The 16,089-nt window shown below is 68.0% G+C and carries 13 protein-coding genes; 2 read left to right on the top strand and 11 right to left on the bottom strand.

Features of this window, described 5'->3' with window-relative positions; all coding sequences use genetic code 11:
* Positions 1 to 34: 34 nt before the first annotated feature.
* The 6 genes from wecB to AC4GYU_RS07620 all read right to left on the bottom strand — a co-directional run bounded on the left by wecB (position 35) and on the right by AC4GYU_RS07620 (position 7,105).
* Positions 35 to 1,159, bottom strand: coding sequence for a non-hydrolyzing UDP-N-acetylglucosamine 2-epimerase (wecB, locus tag AC4GYU_RS07595; RefSeq protein WP_491086282.1), 1,125 nt, complete (start codon positions 1,157 to 1,159; stop codon positions 35 to 37).
* A gap of 85 nt (positions 1,160 to 1,244) precedes the next feature.
* On the bottom strand, positions 1,245 to 1,526 hold the full coding sequence (locus AC4GYU_RS07600) for an NADH dehydrogenase ubiquinone Fe-S protein 4 (protein WP_491086283.1): 282 nt from the start codon (positions 1,524 to 1,526) through the stop codon (positions 1,245 to 1,247).
* Between the two features lie 32 nt (positions 1,527 to 1,558).
* On the bottom strand, positions 1,559 to 4,033 hold the full coding sequence (gene hrpB, locus AC4GYU_RS07605) for an ATP-dependent helicase HrpB (RefSeq protein WP_491086284.1): 2,475 nt from the start codon (positions 4,031 to 4,033) through the stop codon (positions 1,559 to 1,561).
* 48 nt (positions 4,034 to 4,081) lie between these two features.
* Positions 4,082 to 4,804: a hypothetical protein gene (locus AC4GYU_RS07610; protein ID WP_491086285.1), complete on the bottom strand. Its 723-nt coding sequence runs from the start codon at positions 4,802 to 4,804 to the stop codon at positions 4,082 to 4,084.
* A 107-nt stretch (positions 4,805 to 4,911) separates the two neighbouring features.
* Complete coding sequence (locus tag AC4GYU_RS07615) at positions 4,912 to 6,027, bottom strand: NAD(P)-dependent alcohol dehydrogenase (protein ID WP_491086286.1); 1,116 nt, start codon at positions 6,025 to 6,027, stop codon at positions 4,912 to 4,914.
* 70 nt (positions 6,028 to 6,097) lie between these two features.
* A complete protein-coding gene (locus AC4GYU_RS07620) occupies positions 6,098 to 7,105 on the bottom strand; it encodes a polyprenyl synthetase family protein (protein WP_491086287.1) in 1,008 nt (335 codons plus the stop codon).
* Positions 7,106 to 7,208: 103 nt separating this feature from the next.
* Between AC4GYU_RS07620 and AC4GYU_RS07625 the strand changes: the two genes are divergently transcribed.
* The gene (locus AC4GYU_RS07625; protein ID WP_491086288.1) at positions 7,209 to 9,209 is read left to right on the top strand and encodes an ATP-binding protein; all 2,001 of its coding nucleotides are present in this window, start codon (positions 7,209 to 7,211) and stop codon (positions 9,207 to 9,209) included.
* Between the two features lie 3 nt (positions 9,210 to 9,212).
* On the opposite strand, the gene AC4GYU_RS07630 is transcribed toward AC4GYU_RS07625, so the two are convergent.
* The 5 genes from AC4GYU_RS07630 to AC4GYU_RS07650 all read right to left on the bottom strand — a co-directional run bounded on the left by AC4GYU_RS07630 (position 9,213) and on the right by AC4GYU_RS07650 (position 14,216).
* Complete coding sequence (locus AC4GYU_RS07630; protein ID WP_491086289.1) at positions 9,213 to 11,234, bottom strand: M13 family metallopeptidase; 2,022 nt, start codon at positions 11,232 to 11,234, stop codon at positions 9,213 to 9,215.
* Positions 11,235 to 11,320: 86 nt separating this feature from the next.
* Positions 11,321 to 12,652 carry a sensor histidine kinase gene (locus AC4GYU_RS07635; RefSeq protein ID WP_491086900.1) on the bottom strand — a complete coding sequence of 444 codons (1,332 nt, stop codon included), beginning with the start codon at positions 12,650 to 12,652 and terminating at the stop codon, positions 11,321 to 11,323.
* Between the two features lie 89 nt (positions 12,653 to 12,741).
* Positions 12,742 to 13,404, bottom strand: coding sequence for a response regulator transcription factor (locus AC4GYU_RS07640; protein ID WP_491086290.1), 663 nt, complete (start codon positions 13,402 to 13,404; stop codon positions 12,742 to 12,744).
* A gap of 81 nt (positions 13,405 to 13,485) precedes the next feature.
* Positions 13,486 to 13,773 carry a hypothetical protein gene (locus AC4GYU_RS07645; RefSeq protein WP_491086291.1) on the bottom strand — a complete coding sequence of 96 codons (288 nt, stop codon included), beginning with the start codon at positions 13,771 to 13,773 and terminating at the stop codon, positions 13,486 to 13,488.
* A gap of 50 nt (positions 13,774 to 13,823) precedes the next feature.
* Positions 13,824 to 14,216, bottom strand: coding sequence for a VOC family protein (locus AC4GYU_RS07650; protein WP_491086292.1), 393 nt, complete (start codon positions 14,214 to 14,216; stop codon positions 13,824 to 13,826).
* 77 nt (positions 14,217 to 14,293) lie between these two features.
* Between AC4GYU_RS07650 and AC4GYU_RS07655 the strand changes: the two genes are divergently transcribed.
* The gene (locus AC4GYU_RS07655) at positions 14,294 to 16,081 is read left to right on the top strand and encodes an ABC-F family ATP-binding cassette domain-containing protein (protein WP_491086293.1); all 1,788 of its coding nucleotides are present in this window, start codon (positions 14,294 to 14,296) and stop codon (positions 16,079 to 16,081) included.
* Positions 16,082 to 16,089 lie beyond the last annotated feature (8 nt).

Genomic DNA, 16,089 nt, shown 5'->3' on the forward strand with positions numbered 1-16,089 from the left:
GCGCGCATATGGCGGGCATGGGGGCGTTCGTCAATCAGGCGATGACGGCTTCGTTCGGACGACGCTGGCGGGCGAGCCATTCCTCGACGAGGCCGGCGATTCGCGGGGCCGACTTGCCGTCGCCGAAGGGAAGCGAGGGCACGGCCATCGCCCGATAGGCGGCGCGGTCGTCGAGGAGGCGGCTGACTTCGCGAACGATGGCGTGGCGGTCGGTGCCGACGAGAAGGCTGTTGCCGCTGGCGAAACCCTCGGGTCGCTCGCTATTGGCGCGAAGGACGAGCAAAGGCACGCCGAGCGCCGGAGCTTCCTCCTGGATCCCGCCGCTGTCGCTCAGCACCAGGTGGGCCGAACGCAGGAGGGCGATCATCGCGCGGTGATCCATCGGCGGGATCAGGCGGAGCCGGGGATGGCCGCCGAGCATCAGCCGCGCCGTGGCAGCGAGCGTCGGATTGGTATGGAGCACGACCTCGATCCGGAGCCAGGGCGAACGCGCAAGCTCGACCAGCGCGAGGGCGATGGGGGTGAAGGCCGCCCCCCAATTCTCGCGCCGGTGGCAGGTGACGAGGAGGCGCGGCAGGCCCCCGGTGTCCGAGATCCGCGGCGGCATCCCGGCCAGCGCCTCGAACAGCGCGTCGATGGCGGTGTTGCCGGTGATGTGGATCTCGCCGCGTACCTGCTCGGCGACGAGGTTGGCGGCATTATCCTCGGTCGGGGCGAAGAGGAGGTCGGCGAGCCCGTCGATCGTGACGCGATTGCCCTCCTCGGGCCAGGGGAGGGCGGTGTCGTGGCTGCGCAGCCCAGCCTCGACATGGCCGAGCGGAATGCCCGACGCGGACGCGGCAAGCGCCCCGCCGAGGGCGCTCGACGTATCGCCTTGAACAATTAGCAGCTCGGGCCGCGCGTCCTCGGAGCGGAGGGCAGGAACAAGCGCAGTAGCGACTTCCTCGGCGTGGAGCGCAGGATCGGTCCCCGCCCGGCAGCGCAGACGAAGCGCCGGAAAGGAGGACAGGCCGAAATTCGCCGGGTCGAGCGTCGCATGCTGGCCGGTGAAGACGAGCTGGACCGACAGGCCGCGCGCGGCGACGGCCTGCGCAAGCGGGGCGAGCTTGATCGCTTCGGGACGAGTCCCGATCACGAGCATGACATGGGGTCGGGCCACCGGCGCTCTCCTTCGAGCGATCCGGCGAGGCGTATCTTAACTCTTCACCACCGTAACGGCAACGTAACGGAAGTTAAGCGCGATCCTAGCGGAAGTTGTCGGCGTAGGCCTGGAGTTTGAGCTTCACCGGGGGCGCGGGAACGATGTGATAATCGTAGCCGTGGCGCTCGGCATAAGCGATCGCCTGCACCTTGGTCTCGAAGGCGAGGCGGACCTGCGTGGCGGTGGTCGCATTGCCGACCCAGCCGGTCAGCGGATCATGCTTCTGGGGGCGGTCGCTCGCAAATTCGAGCGTCCACTTGCCGGACTTGGCCCGGCCGGACTGGGTGGTCTTGCGATCCTGTTCGATGATCCGGGCAGTCGGCATGGCGCGCGAGGTGGCGGAAGACAGCGCTGAAATCAAGAGCGGGGCTTGGCCCGGAGGGTCGGCGCGGCGCTGGCCGGATCGTCGGGCCATGGGTGGCGCGGGTAGCGGCCGCGCATTTCCTTGGCGACCTCGCGCCAGCTTCCCGCCCAGAAGCCGGGGAGGTCGCGGCTGGTCTGGATTGGCCGGCCTGCGGGAGACGTGATCGCAAGGGTGAGCGGGATGCGGCCGCCGGCGACGGAGGGGTGAGCGGCAAGCCCGAACAGCGCCTGCGCGCGCACTTCGACGGTGGGTCCGCCCGGCGCCGCATAGTCGATGGGGTGGGTCGAGCCCGCGGGCGAGCGGAAGTGGCTGGGAAGGAGCTTGTCAAGCTTCTGCTGGCCGTCCCAGCCGAGGATGCCCTGAAGCGCCTGGTGAAGCGCGGGGCCGCCAATTTCCGAGAGGCGGCGGCGGCCGGAGACCAAGGGCGCAAACCATTCGTCGAGGATGGCGAGCAGCGCTTCGTCGGAAAGATCGGGCAAGTCGGGCGCGAAGGGACGAGCGTAAGCGGCGCGGTGGCGGAGGGCCTCGGATTCCTCGCCCCACGGCAGGAGTGCGAGGCCATGCTCGCGCACGCCGTCGACCAGCGCGGCAGCGATCGCCTCGGGGTCGGGCTTGGGATCGGGGCCGCTGGCGAGCCGAATCGCGCCGAGGCGCCGGCTTCGGGTCGGAGTGACGCTGCCGGTGGCAGGATCGAAGGTTCCGTCGTGGCGGACTTCGACCCGGTCGCCGAACAGGGCCAGCACATCAGCCTCCTCGATCGCGACGGCCGAGAGGATTCGCGCGCCTGCTGCGCTTCCAGCCACTTCGGCGATGGCAAGCCATTGCGCGGACGCCAGTGAAGACGTGGGATCGAGCCGGAAGCCGCGGCCACCGACCGACTGCCAATGCTCTCCCGAAGCGTCGCGGCGGCGCGACAGGCGGTCGGGAAAGGCGAGGGCGAGGCTGGCGGCGAGGGCTTCCCCGGCGGAGGCTGCCGAGGCCTGGGCCGCGGGCTTGCCCTGGACGAGCGAGACGTAGCGTCGCGCAAGGCCGCGTGCGCCGTCCGCCCTCTTGCCGCGATCATTCCGCCAGCGGCGCCAGCGCAGTTCGAGGTCGGGATCGTTGCCGCCAAGGCCGCGCTCGGTGAGCAGGACGGCGGCATCGGCCGCCGCGGCGGCAAAGCCCCGGCCTGCCGCCTCCACCAGCATGTGCGCGAGACGGGGCTCGAGCGGGAGCCGGGCGACGGCGCGGCCATGTGCCGTGACGCGGCCTTCGGCGTCGATCGCACCGATGGTCGCCAGCCGCTGTCGTGCTTCGGCGATGGCCGGGGCCGGTGGGGGATCGAGGAAGGGCAGGCGAAGCGGATCGCCTTCGCCCCACAGGAGGCAGGTGAGGAGGAGGCTCGACAGATCGGCCTCGAGGATCTCGGGCGGGTCGTGCGCGGGAAGCGCGGCGGTCGCGGCCTCCTCCCACAGGCGATAGCCGACGCCGGGCCGCTGGCGGGCGGCTCGGCCGGCGCGCTGGGTGACGGCGGCGCGGGACGCCCGCTCGGTGACGAGGCGGGTAAGACCGGCGCCGCGGTCGTAGCGCGGGCGGCGGGCAAGGCCGCTGTCGACCACCGCGGTGACATGGTCGAGGGTGACGCTCGTCTCCGCGATGCTGGTCGCGAGCACCAGCTTGCGAGTGCCGTCGGGCGGCGGCGCGAGGGCCTGGCGCTGGGCGGCGGGATCGACCTGGCCGTGGAGGCGATGAAGGATCACGTTCGGAGGAAGATTGCCGATCGCGTCGGCCGTGCGCTCGATCTCGGCGACCCCGGGGAGGAAGGCGAGGACCGAGGCCTCCTGTTCGGCGAGCGCGAGGCGGCAGGCGGCGGCGACCTGCGGCTCGATCCGGGCGGCGGCGTCGCGGCCGAGGTGGCGCAAGGCAAGGGGAAAGCTCTTTCCTTCCGAACGGATCATCGGAGGATCGCCAAGCAGACGGGCGAAGCGTTCGCCATCGAGCGTGGCGCTCATCGCCAGGACGCGAAGGTCGGGGCGCAGGGCCGCGGCGGCGTCGAGAGTCAATGCGAGCGCGAGGTCGTTATCGAGGCTGCGCTCGTGGACCTCGTCGAACAGCACGGCCGAGATCCCGGCCATTTCGGGATCGGCCTGGAGGCGCGCGAGAAAGACGCCGTGGGTCATGGCAACGAGCCGGGTGGCCTTGCCGACCTTGCTGTCGAGGCGGGTCTGGTAACCGATCGTATCGCCGGGCTGCTGGCCGAGGCTCCGGGCCATATACTCGGCCGCTGCCCGAGCCGCGAGGCGGCGGGGGACGAGCAGCAGCACCTGGCCGTTGCACCACGGTTCGCCGAGGAGCGCCGGTGGCACCGCGGTCGTCTTGCCCGCGCCCGGCGGCGCGATCAGCAGCGCGCGCGGGCCGTCGCGGAGCGCGGCGAGGAGCTCGGGCAGGACGGCATGGATCGGAAGACTGGCGCTCACGCGGTCGCCCATGCGGGGAGCGGGCGCCGCGCGCAACTCACCGGCAAGCGGCGCGTGCGCTCAGTTGCCGTAAAGGCCGCCGAGCATGGCGAACTGCATCAGCGGGATCATGCCGACCATCACCGCAGCAAACATCGCCGTGCCCAGCAGGAGGGCCTTGCCGATGCCGGCCGGCCAGGACTGGAACCAGCGGCCCTGGCCAATCCGCAGGAAGGCGACGAACAGCGCGCCCCACATGATAAGGCTGCCGATCGCTTCATAGCCCTTCATCAGAGTGAGCGGACCGAGCGGCAGGATCGGCACGGTCCAGGCGCAGAGCAGCGCAAAGGTCGCCCGGAAGGTCAGCCGCCAGTCAAGCTTGCCCCACCATTTGAGGAGGGGCGCCGCACCCAGCGCATAGAAGATCGACAGCATTGGGACGGCGATCAGCGACATCCAGCCGTCGGCATCGTCGATGAAGGCCTCGCGGCTCTTGCCCGACCGCGCAATCCACGAATCGAGCACGGCTGGCGGCTGCTGCTCGATCATGCCTTTCAGCCCGCCCATCAGGAACAGGTAGAACATGAGCACGCCGCAAAGCGCGAGATAGAAGCCCCACGGGCGCGCAAATTGGCCACCGCCGGTGGGACCGCGCGTGAGATAGGCATCGAGCACCAAGCGGGGCCTGACCAGCAGGTCGCGGAAGGTTCGCCATTCGGTCGACCCGAACCCCGTCGCCTCGGCGGCGACGTCGGCAAAGCGGGTGCGCTCTTCGGTGGTCAGGTCGGCGGGCGGCATGGTCACGGCGAAGGGCACCCCTGGATGGCACAGGCGCCCTATGGATTGCCGCCGCGGCAATCCCCGTCAAGCGGTGCACGGCCGGGGAGTACGCCCCCGGCCGTGCGCGCGCCTTATTCCGCTTCGGCTTCTTCCTGCGCGAAGCTTGCCGCGTCGATGACGTAGCGGAAGCGGACGTCGCCCTTCTCGACCTTCTTCATCGCGCTGTTGATGTCCTGGATTGGAATGATCGTGATCTCGGGCGCGATGCCGTGCTCGGCGCAGAAGTCGATGATCTCCTGCGTCTCTGCGATCGAGCCGATCAGCGAACCGGCGACCGAGCGGCGGTGGAACGCGACCTGGCTGTTGTCGACCCCCGCCATCGGCTCCAGCGCCCCGACGATGACCAGCGTCTTGTCGCGCTTCAGGAGGGCGATGAAGGGGTTGATGTCGTGCTTCTCGGGTACGGTCGAGATGATGAAGTCGAAGGTGCCGGGCATCGCCGAAAGCTTCTCGGCTTCCTTCTTCAATTCCTTCTCGATCGTGACGTGGCTCGCGCCGAGCTTCTCGGCCTCGTCCTTCTTCTCCGGCGACGTGGTGAAGACCGTGACGTCGGCGCCGAGCGCCTTGGCGATCTTCACCGCCATGTGGCCAAGCCCGCCAAGTCCGACGACGCCGACCTTGTCGCCCTTCTTCACGCCCCAATGCTTCATCGGCGAATAGGTGGTGACGCCGGCGCACAGGATCGGCGCGGCTTCCTCGGGCTTGAGCCCGTCGGGAATACCGATCACGAAATCCTCGCGGCACACGATATTCGAGGAATAGCCTCCGTAGGTATTGTCGCGGCCGTACATATTTTCGCCCGTCGCGGCCATCTTAGCGGGAATGAAGGGGCCGTTGTAGGTGGCGAGGAAGCCGTTCGGACCCTCGCAATATTGCTCGTCGCCGCTCTTGCAGGGCGCGCAGGACTGGCAGCTGTCGACCATGCAGCCGACGCCGACGATGTCGCCAACCTTATACTTGCCGTTTTTCGCCGCCTTGGCGACGCGGCCGACGACTTCGTGGCCGGGGACGCAAGGGTAGACGGTGTTCGACCATTCGTTCTTCACCTGGTGAATGTCCGAATGGCAGACGCCGCAATAGAGGACGTCGATCAGGACCTCATTGTCCTTGGGTTCCTCGCGCTCGAAGCGGAAGGGCTTGAGGCGGCTGAAGCTGTGCTTGGCGGCGTAACCAATCGTATCGACCATGAGTGCTCTTTTCTGTCTCGCGGGAGTGAGACAGGGAAAGCACCCGGCGGTAGCGATGGTTCCTCTTACCTCAGTAGGCTCGGGCGACCGCGAATTCGACCGCCTGGGTGAGGGCGGCCTTGGCCTTGCCGGCGGGGAAGGGGGCGATATTGTCGAGGGCGCGGCGGGCGTAGGTGCGCGCGCGCTCGAGCGTTTCGGCGATGGCACCGGTCTGCTGGAACAGGGCGATGGCGTGGGCGAGATCGGCATCGCTGGTGCGGTCGCCGCCGACCGCATCGCGCCAGAAGCTGCGGTCTTCCTCAGACCCGCGGGCATAAGCGAGGATGATCGGAAGCGTCATCTTGCCCTCGCGGAAATCGTCGCCGAGGTCCTTGCCGCTGGTCGCGCTCTCGCTGGTGTAGTCGATCGCGTCGTCGACGAGCTGGAAGGCGACCCCGAGGTTGCGGCCGAAGGCGCCGAGCGCTTCCTCCGCCTCCTCGCCCGCTTCGGCCACGACCGGGGCGATCTGGCAGGCGGCGGCGAACAGGGCGGCGGTCTTGGCCTCGATGATCTGGAGGTAGGTGTCCTCGCTGGTCGAGATCTGGCGCTGCGCGGTCAGCTGCGCGACCTCGCCCTCGGCGATCACGGCCGAGGCGCGGCTGAGGATCTTCAGCACCTTGAGGCTGCCGTCTTCAACCATCAGCTCGAAGGCGCGGGAAAAGAGGAAGTCGCCGACCAGAACGCTGGCGGGATTGCCCCAGATGAGGTTGGCGGTGCGCTTGCCGCGGCGGGTCTCGCTGACGTCGACCACGTCGTCATGGAGCAGGGTCGCCGTGTGGATGAACTCGACCGCAGCGGCGAGCTTGTGCTGGCGGCTGCCGGTATATTGGCAGAGCGCGGCGCTCGCGCAGGTCAGCATCGGCCGCATCCTTTTGCCGCCGCCCGCGATCAGGTGACCGGCGAGCTCGGGGATGAGCGGGACCTCGCTCTGCATCCGCGACAGGATGACCTGGTTCACCGCGTTCATGTCGGCGGCAGTGAGCGCCACCAGCGGATCGAGGCTGGGCGCGGGGTTCAGGCTGTGCAGGGTAGCAGTCACGATGGCTGGCGGGGTTAAGCGAGGGGCGCCCCGGCGGCAAGACCGGCGATTGTGACAGGGGCGAAAAGGTCTTAACCTGCATTGATAGCAGGGGCGTGTTTCCATGGCGAAAGAGCGGCAGATTCGATCGACCGGGCAATCCGCCTGGCTGATTGCCGCGGCCGCGCTCATCCCGCTCTTCCTGTTTCTCCTCCTGCAAGCCGGCTTCAGCGCGCTCGAACAGCGCCGCGAACTCGAGGATCGGGCGGACCGGCGAAGCCAGTCGATCATCCTTCGGGCCGACGGCGAGGTCCGGCGCCTGACGACGATTATCGATGCACTGGCTACCTCGACGGCATTGCAGCGCGGCGACATCGACGCCTTCCGCTTGCGCTACCAAAGGTTCGCGGCGCGCCATTCCGATCTCGCCGGCGTGACGGTGACCAGCGCCGACGGCGGGCCCGTGATGCGCGAGGGCGTGTCGCTCGCCGGCGTCCAGCGGGTCGCGGGCAAGCCAGTGGCAACGGGCTTTGCCGGCTATGCCCGAAGCGGGGGGTGCCATTGCCTCCTGTTCGAAAGCCCCGCCACCGATGTTGCCGGGCGAAAGCTGATGGTCAGCCTCCTCGTCCGGGCCGAGCCCTTCGCTGCCCTGCTCCCGGCCACCAGCGAATATACGGTGTCGGCCCTGAGCGATGCCGAAGGGCGGTTCGTCGCCCGCTCGCTCCAGTTCGACCACCGGTTCGCGACCCTCGGCTCGACCTATCTCCGCGATGCCATCCGGGGCGGCCAGGCGCAGGGCATCTACAAGGGCAGGACGCTTGAGGGGGTCGAGAATTATACGGCCTTTACGCGCTCCAGCCTGACGGGGTGGAGCGCCCATGTCGCGCTCGGCTCCGACTATCTCGACCGGCAAGGGCGGCGGTTCCTGGCGTCGATGGGCTTTGCGGCGCTGCTGTCGCTGCTCCTCGCAGCGCTGCTGATCCTGTTCGCGGTGCGGCAGATGCGGGCGGCCCGGCGCATGGCCGAGCGGCTCGAGCAGGCACAGAAGATGGAAGCGCTCGGCCAGCTGACCGGGGGGCTTGCGCATGACTTCAACAATCTGCTGACCCCGGTGATCGGGACGCTCGACCAGCTGCAGCGGCGCGACAGCCTCGACGAGCGCGGCAGGAAGCTCGCGGCCGGTGCGCTGTCCTCGGCGCAGCGCGCGGCCAAGCTGACGAAGCAACTCCTTGCCTTCTCCCGGCGTCAACGGCTGTCGATCGAGCCGCTCGATGTCGGCGCGATGGTCGAGGAGGTGCGCGACCTCGTGATGCGCTCGCTCGGTCCGCGGCACGATTTCCGGATCGAGCTGGATCCGCGGGCCGGTTGCGCGCGGAGTGACCGCAATCAGCTCGAGCTTGCGCTGCTCAACCTCACCCTCAACGCCCGTGACGCCTCGGCCGAGGGTGGCCCGATCCTGCTGTCGGTGATGCGCGAAGCCGATCGCGACGGGGGCGAATGGGTCCGCTTCAGCGTCCGTGACGAGGGCAGCGGGATGGACGAGGAAACCCGGCGGCGCGCGTTCGAACCTTTCTTCACCACCAAGGAAGTCGGGCGGGGCACGGGGCTCGGGCTGGCACAGGTCTTCGGCGTCGTCGAGCAGTCGGGCGGGTCGGTTTCGATCGACAGCGCGCCGGGCGAGGGGACCTGCGTCTCGCTCCGCCTACCGGCCTGCGATTCGGACGAAGCTGCCGCAATCGCCGCGGCGGCAATCGTTCCGGTCCCCACGATCGCCACCTTGCGGATCCTCGTGGTCGACGACGAACCCGACGTGCGCGCGGCCGTGTCGCGGATGCTCGACGAAGCCGGGCACAGTGTCGACGCGGTCGCGAGCGGGTCAAGCGCGCTCGCGGCGCTGGCGAACGAGCGCTTCGACCTCCTCGTCACTGATTATCTGATGCCGGGCATGACCGGGGTCGAGCTGATCGAGCGGGCGGCGGCGTTACGGCCCCAGCTTCGCTTCTTCATCATCACCGGCTTTGCCGACAGCGACATGCTCGAGCGGGCGCCGAGCGGGACGGTGCTGCTGGCCAAGCCGTTCACGGGCGACGAGCTTCTCGAAGCCGCCGCCCGCACGATGGCCTGAACCCTACCAGACGCGGACCCGCTGGGCGGGCGCGAGGTAGAGCTTGTCGGTCGGCTTGACGCTGAAGGCCTTGTACCAGGCGTCCATGTTCCGGACGACGCCGTTGACGCGATACTTGGCCGGGCTGTGCTCATTGGTGAGCAGCTGCGCCCGAAGCGCGCCCTCGCGCTGCTTGTTCTGCCAGCTGTAGCCGTAGGCGATGAAGAAGCGCTGATCGCCGGTCAGGCCGTCGATGACCTTGGGCTCGCCATGCTTGGCGACGTAGCGGCGGTAGGCGGCATAAGCGACTTCGAGGCCGCCAAGATCCCCAAGGTTTTCGCCGAGCGTCAGTTCGCCCTTGATGGGCGTCCCGGGGAGCGGTTCGTAGGCATTATACTGGCTGACCAGGCGATTGGCCTTGGCCGTGTAGAGCTTTGCGGTCTGCGGGGTCCACCAGTCGCGAAGTGCGCCCTTGCCGTCGAACTTGCGGCCCTGGTCGTCGAAGCCGTGGCCGATCTCGTGCCCGATGGTCGCGCCGATGCTGCCGTAGTTGGACGCCGGGTCGGCCTTGGGATCGAAATAGGGCGGCTGGAGGATCGCGGCCGGGAAGGTGATCTGGTTCTGGGTCGGGTCGTAATAAGCGTTGTTGGTCTGGGGGAACATGTCCCACAGGCTGCGATCGACCGGGTTGGGGAAGCGCGACAACGCGAGTTGCCAGTCGAAGTCCTCGGAGCGGAGCGCGTTGCCGAGGACATCGCCGCGCTTCACCTCGAGCTTGCTGTAGTCGATGTAGTTCTTCGGATGGCCCGTGCGCGGATCGAAGGCCGCGAGCTTGGCCAGCGCTTCCTTGCGAGTCGGCGCGTCCATCCAGTCGCTGCGGGTGATCTTGTCGGCGAGCGCGGCCCGGATGTTGCTGATGAGCTCACCCATCTGGCGATCGCTCTCGGGCGGATAATGGCGCTCGACATAGACCTGCCCCACCGCTTCGCCGAGTGCGCCGTTGAGGAGGTCGATCCCGCGCTTCCAGCGCGCCCGCTGGCTTTCGACGTCACGCAAGGTCTTCGAGTAAAAGCCGAACTTCGCTTCGTCGAAGGCCCGCGGGAGGAACTGGGCGGTGTTGCTGATGAAGTGGAAAGCGCTCCAGTCCTTCCAGGTCTGCAGCGGGGTTGCGGCAAGAAGGGCACCCTCGGCCGCGATCGCGGTGGGCTGGAGGACGATCAGCTCCTTCGCGTTCGACAGACCCTGACGGGCCATCAGCCGCTCCCACGGCACCTGCGGCGCGAGCGTCTTCAGCTGCGCGAGGGTCTTGGGATTGTAGGTCGCGTCGACGTCGCGGCTCTGTTCTGGCGTCCAGTGGATCTTGGCGATCGCGGTCTCGAGCGCGATGATGCGGTCGGCGCGAGCCGCGGCGTCGCTGATCCCGGCGAGTGTCTGGAGCTTGATGATATAGTCGCGGTAGGCCGACCGGTAGGCGTCATACTTCGCGCCGGTCAGCAGGTAATAGTCGCGGTTGGGAAGGCCGAGGCCGGCCTGCGAGACATAGGCCGCATAGCGGGTCGGGGTCTTGAGGTCGGGATAGATGCCGAGCGCGAGCGGCGAGCCGTAGCCGGGCGCGGCGAACAGGTCGATCAGCCCGCCGATGTCGCTGACCGCGTCGATCCGGGCGAGATAGGGCTTGAGCGGCGCGGTGCCCTGCGCCTCGATCCCGGCCTCGTCCATCCAGCTTGCGTAATAGTCGCCGACCTGCTGGCCGAGGCGGCCCGAGGATTGCGGGTCCTTGGCGAGATCCTCGACGATCGAGCGGAGGTCGCTGTCGATCTTGTCGTTGAGGACCGAATCGATGCCGACAAAGGTCCGGTCGGGCGCGATCTGCGTGCGCTTCGCCCAGCTTCCATTGACGAAGTCGAAGAAGTCGTCGCCCGGGCGGACCGAGCGATCCATGCTGGTCTGATCATAGCCCCAGCTGCCGAAGGCCGGCGCGGCAGCGGCGGGGGCGGCGGCGAACAAGGCAAGGGCAGCGACGCCCGCGACGAGGAATGGCTTCATGGGATGGCACCTTCAACTGACAGGCGATGATTGTTCGTCCGCGCTGTCGGCGTTGCAAGCGCTTCTTCTGCGAACGGCGGGGCGGGTCAGCCCATCGGCAGGCTGAGTTTCGCGAGGAGGCCGCCAAGGTCCTCGCTTTCCTCGAGCGTGATCCGGCCGCCGTAGATTTCGGCGACGTCGCGGACGATGGCGAGGCCGAGGCCGGTGCCCGGCTTGCCGGTCGTGTCGAGCCTCTTGCCGCGGGTGAAGAGTTCGTCGCGCTGGGCGGCGGGAATGCCGGGCCCGTCGTCCTCGACGAGGATGTCGATGAAGGGCGCGCTCTTCTCGACCGTCACGAACACCCTGCCCGAACCATATTTGGCGGCATTCTCGACGAGGTTGCCGAGCATCTCGTCGAGGTCCTGACGTTCGACGCGCGCGGTCGCATTCTTGTCCCCGGCGATGTCGATGGTGACGCCCTCGTGCATCCGGCTGACCGCGCGCTGGACCGCGGCGAGGCTGTCCCACACGCCGGCGCGGGCCTGGGCCGAGGCACGGCGGCCGATGGCACGAGCGCGGGCGAGATGATGATCAACCTGCCGGCGCATCGTCGTCGCCTCGCGGCAAACGGTGTCGACGAGGTCGTCGCTGCGCGCGGTCGCCGCATTGGTGATGACGGTTAGCGGGGTCTTGAGCGCGTGGGCGAGGTTGCCGGCGTGGCGACGGGCTTCCTCCGCCTGCTCCTCATTGTGCGCGAGCAGCTGATTGATCTCGTCGGTGAGGGGACGGAGTTCGTCGGGAAAATCCTCTGAGACGCGGGTCTTGGCGCCCGAGCGGATCGCCGCAACCTCGCTCCGCACCCGGCGCAGCGGCCACAGGCCGTAGACCGTCTGGAGCGCCGCCAGGATGATGAGGCCGAGGCCGAGGACGGCGAAGGCCCAGATCAGGGTCGTCCGCAGCTCCTTCAGCTGGCTGTCCAGATTCTCGCGGCTCTGCGCCACCTGGAAGCGCCATTTCACGTCGCTTCCGGGGATGATCACGTCGCGCTCGACGATGCGCAGGGGTTCGCCCGCGAACTGGTAGCTGTCGTAGGTCTGCGTGATGTTGTGGTCGTGCGCGCTGTCGATGCGAAGCCGCCGGTCCCACAGCGAGCGCGAGGGAAAGTCCTCGACCGGAGGGACCTTGCCGTCGGCGCCGGGCAGGGGCGAGATCTGGAAATAGCTGCCCGAATAGCTTTCGATGAAGCGCTGGTCGGCCGGCGGACGCGAGAATTTGATCTCGCCCATGGTGCCGATCTCGGACGCGCCGATCATCGAGCGGAGGACCAGCTCGAGCTGCTCGTCGAAGTTGCGGACGAGGCTGTTGGTCAGCACGCGGTCGAGCGCGAAGCCGCCGGCGAACAGCAGGATCGAGATCCACACCGCTGCGACCACGATCATGCGGCGGGTCAGCGAGCCGGTCCCGCTCTTGCGAACGGACCGGCCAGCCTGTCCTGAAGTCCCCGCCTGCGCGGGGACGACGCCGTCCACTATGCCGGTTCCTCCAGGCTGTAGCCGAGGCCGCGGATAGTGGTGATGACGTCGGGCCCGAGCTTCTTGCGGATGCGGGTCACGAACACTTCGATGGTGTTCGAATCGCGATCGAAATCCTGGTCGTAGATATGTTCGATGAGCTCGGTCCGGCTGACCACCTTGCCCTTGTGGTGCATCAGGTAGCTGAGGAGCTTATATTCCTGCGCGGTGAGCTTCACCGGCTCGCCCGCCTTCGTGACCTTGCCCGAGCGGGTGTCGAGGCGAATGTCGCCGGCGATGAGCTCGCTCGAGGCATTGCCCGAGGCGCGGCGGATGAGCGCGCGGAGGCGGGCGATTAGTTCCTCGGTCTGGAACGGCTTGGCGAGATAGTCGTCGGCGCCGGCATCGAGCCCGGCGACCTTGTCCGACCAGCTGTCGCGTGCGGTGAGGACGAGCACCGGCATCCGCCGCCCTTCCTTGCGCCAGCGATCGAGCACGGTCAGGCCGTCGACCTCGGGCAAGCCGAGGTCGAGGACCACCGCGTCATAGCTTTCGGTCTGGCCGAGATAGTGGCCATCCTCGCCGTCGGTGGCGAGGTCGACGGCATAGCCCGCGCCTTCGAGCGTCGAGCGAAGCTGGCGGCCGAGCGAGGGTTCGTCTTCGACGATCAGAACGCGCATGGGATCAGAAACTCCTTCGAGGAGGTCAAACACGTTCCAAGATGAACGGTTGCAGACTCGAAATGAAGTAGGTCCGTGGGATCAATCGCCCGAACGGCCGACGACCCGCCCGGTCTGCGCATCGACGTCGATCCAGATCACCCGCCCGCCACGCATGAATTTCAGCCGGTAGGTACGCCCGTTGAATTCAGGTCCGAGATAGTCGGCACCATTCATCGACGGCAGGACTCGCCGCTCGATCTGCGGAAGCGGCATCGAGCGCCCCTCGCGGAACGCCTCGAACGCACGATCCTGATCGCGCGGGCGCTCGGCCGCAGCCGGCGTGACGATGGCCAGGGCCGCCAGGATCAAGGTGAGAGTGGTACGCATGACGATGGCGTTTCTACCACAAGCTGTTGAATAACTTCTGAACCGGTCTTTCAGCTGGCGTTCGCCGGCTGCCAGAGCTCGATCGGATTGCCTTCGGGGTCGTGGACCCGCGCGAAGCGGCCGACCTCGTCGGGCGCGCTGTTCCATTCGTCCTTGGTCGTTACCGGAATGCCCGCTGCTTCGAGCCTGGCAACGAGGCCATCGAGGTCGCTGACGCGGAAGTTGATCATCGCCTGCCGCTCGGCGGCGAAATAGTCGCTGTCGGCCTTGAACGGCTCGAACACCATCGGCCCGCCCTGCGTCTGCCAGAGCCATTCGTTCGATTGGCCGTCGGCATCGGCCCCGCAGCCTGCGCCGACGCCGAGGTGATCGCGATACCACGCCTTGAGTGCAGCCGGGTCCCTCGCACGGAAGAAATAGCCGCCCATTCCGACCACGCTCATTGCATCCCCCTCAAGCCCCGGACGTTGCGCGAAGCCTAGGTGATGACGAAGCGCATTGCACCGCCTAAGTGGCGCCTATGGCCGCACCGCCCATCCTGTCATTTGAAGATCTTGGCCTCGTTCAGGGCGAGGGCTGGCTGTTCCGGCACCTCGACGTCCATGTCGGTCCGCGCGACCGGCTGGCGCTGATCGGGCGCAACGGCGCAGGCAAGACAACGCTCCTCAAGTGCCTCGCGGGCACCATCGACACCGACGAGGGCAAGCGCTCGGTGGTTCCGGGGAAGAAGGTGGTGCTGCTCGAGCAGGATCCGCCGATGGCCGGCCATACGACGCTGGAGGACTGGGTGCTCGCGGGCGAAGGCGCACCCGAGGCGCACGAGGCGGCGGCGATCGCCGACCAGCTCGGGATCGATCTGTCGCGCACGACGCAGACCGCGAGCGGCGGCGAACGGCGACGGGCGGCGATCGTCCGGGCGCTCGCGCAGGAGCCCGACCTCCTCTTCCTCGACGAGCCGACCAACCATCTCGACCTCGCCGCGATCGACTGGCTCGAGGGCTGGCTGCAGCGCTTCAAGGGCGCATTCATCGTCATCAGCCACGACCGCACCTTCCTGACCCGCCTGACGAAAAGCTGCCTGTGGCTCGACCGCGGACAGATCCGCCGGGCCGAGGTCGGCTTCGGCGGGTTCGAGGCCTGGACCGAGGCGGTCTATGCCGAGGAGGAGCGGGCGGCGGCCAAGCTCGACGCCAAGCTCGCGATCGAACTTCACTGGCTGCAGCGCGGGGTGACCGCGCGGCGTCGCCGCAACCAGGGGCGGCTTGCCAAGCTCGAGGACATGCGCGCGACCCGCGCGGCGATGATCGGCGGGCCGGGCGTGAGCAAGCTCGGGCTGGCCAAGGACGACACCAAGACCAAGACCGTGATCGATGCCGAGGGCGTCACCAAGCGCTTCGGCGACCGGACGATCATCAAGGATTTCACGCTGCGCGTGCAGCGCGGCGACCGGATCGGCATCGTCGGCGCCAACGGGGCGGGGAAGACCACCCTGCTGAAGCTCCTGACCGGTGAGCTTGCACCGGACGAGGGCCGGGTGACGCTCGCCAAGACCCTGTCGGGGATCATCATCGATCAGCAGCGCAAGCTGATGAGCCCGGAAAAGCGCGTCCGCGACGTTCTTGCCGATGGCGGCGACTGGATCGAGGTGCGGGGCGTCAAGAAGCACATCAAGGGGTATCTCAAGGAATTCCTCTTTGCGCCCGAGCTGACCGAGGCGCCGGTCGGAAGCCTGTCTGGAGGCGAGCGCTCGCGGCTGCTGCTCGCCCGCGAATTCGCCCGGGCCTCGAACCTCCTCGTCCTCGACGAGCCGACCAACGACCTCGACCTCGAGACGCTGGATCTCCTCCAGGAAGTGATCGCCGACTATGAAGGCACGGTGCTGATCGTCAGCCACGACCGTGACTTCCTCGACCGGACGGTGACGGTGACGCTCGGGCTCGACGGTTCGGGCAAGGTCGACGTGGTCGCTGGCGGTTATGAGGACTGGGCCAAGCGCCGGGTCCCGGCGAAGGCGCCGAGCACGCCCAAGGCGAAGGCACCGGAAGCTGTGGCGACGGCCAAGCCCGCGCCGGCCGCCAAGCTTAGCTACAAGGACCAGCGCGATTTCGACCGGCTCCCGGGCGAGATCGAGAAGATCGAGGCGGCGATCGCGGCTGACGAGGCGGCGCTGGCCGACCCCGATCTTTATACCCGCGATCCCAAGAAGTTCGCCGCGCTGATGAAGGCCATCGAGCAGAAGCGCGCCGACAAGGAGGCCGCCGAGCTCCGCTGGCTGGAGGTAGCCGAAATGGCGGAGCAGCTCGGCTGAGGCAGCCC

Source organism: Sphingomonas sp. SP2 (assembly GCF_058313385.1).

Excerpts from the sequence above, each read along its gene's own strand:
- AC4GYU_RS07600 (WP_491086283.1), bottom strand. The coding sequence starts at position 1,526 with ATGCCGACTGCCCGGATCATCGAACAGGATCGCAAGACCACCCAGTCC.
- hrpB (WP_491086284.1), bottom strand. The coding sequence starts at position 4,033 with ATGGGCGACCGCGTGAGCGCCAGTCTTCCGATCCATGCCGTCCTGCCC.
- AC4GYU_RS07615 (WP_491086286.1), bottom strand. The coding sequence starts at position 6,027 with ATGGTCGATACGATTGGTTACGCCGCCAAGCACAGCTTCAGCCGCCTC.
- AC4GYU_RS07625 (WP_491086288.1), top strand. The coding sequence starts at position 7,209 with ATGGCGAAAGAGCGGCAGATTCGATCGACCGGGCAATCCGCCTGGCTG.
- AC4GYU_RS07630 (WP_491086289.1), bottom strand. The coding sequence starts at position 11,234 with ATGAAGCCATTCCTCGTCGCGGGCGTCGCTGCCCTTGCCTTGTTCGCC.
- AC4GYU_RS07635 (WP_491086900.1), bottom strand. The coding sequence starts at position 12,652 with ATGATCGTGGTCGCAGCGGTGTGGATCTCGATCCTGCTGTTCGCCGGC.
- AC4GYU_RS07640 (WP_491086290.1), bottom strand. The coding sequence starts at position 13,404 with ATGCGCGTTCTGATCGTCGAAGACGAACCCTCGCTCGGCCGCCAGCTT.
- AC4GYU_RS07645 (WP_491086291.1), bottom strand. The coding sequence starts at position 13,773 with ATGCGTACCACTCTCACCTTGATCCTGGCGGCCCTGGCCATCGTCACG.
- AC4GYU_RS07650 (WP_491086292.1), bottom strand. The coding sequence starts at position 14,216 with ATGAGCGTGGTCGGAATGGGCGGCTATTTCTTCCGTGCGAGGGACCCG.
- AC4GYU_RS07655 (WP_491086293.1), top strand. The coding sequence starts at position 14,294 with ATGGCCGCACCGCCCATCCTGTCATTTGAAGATCTTGGCCTCGTTCAG.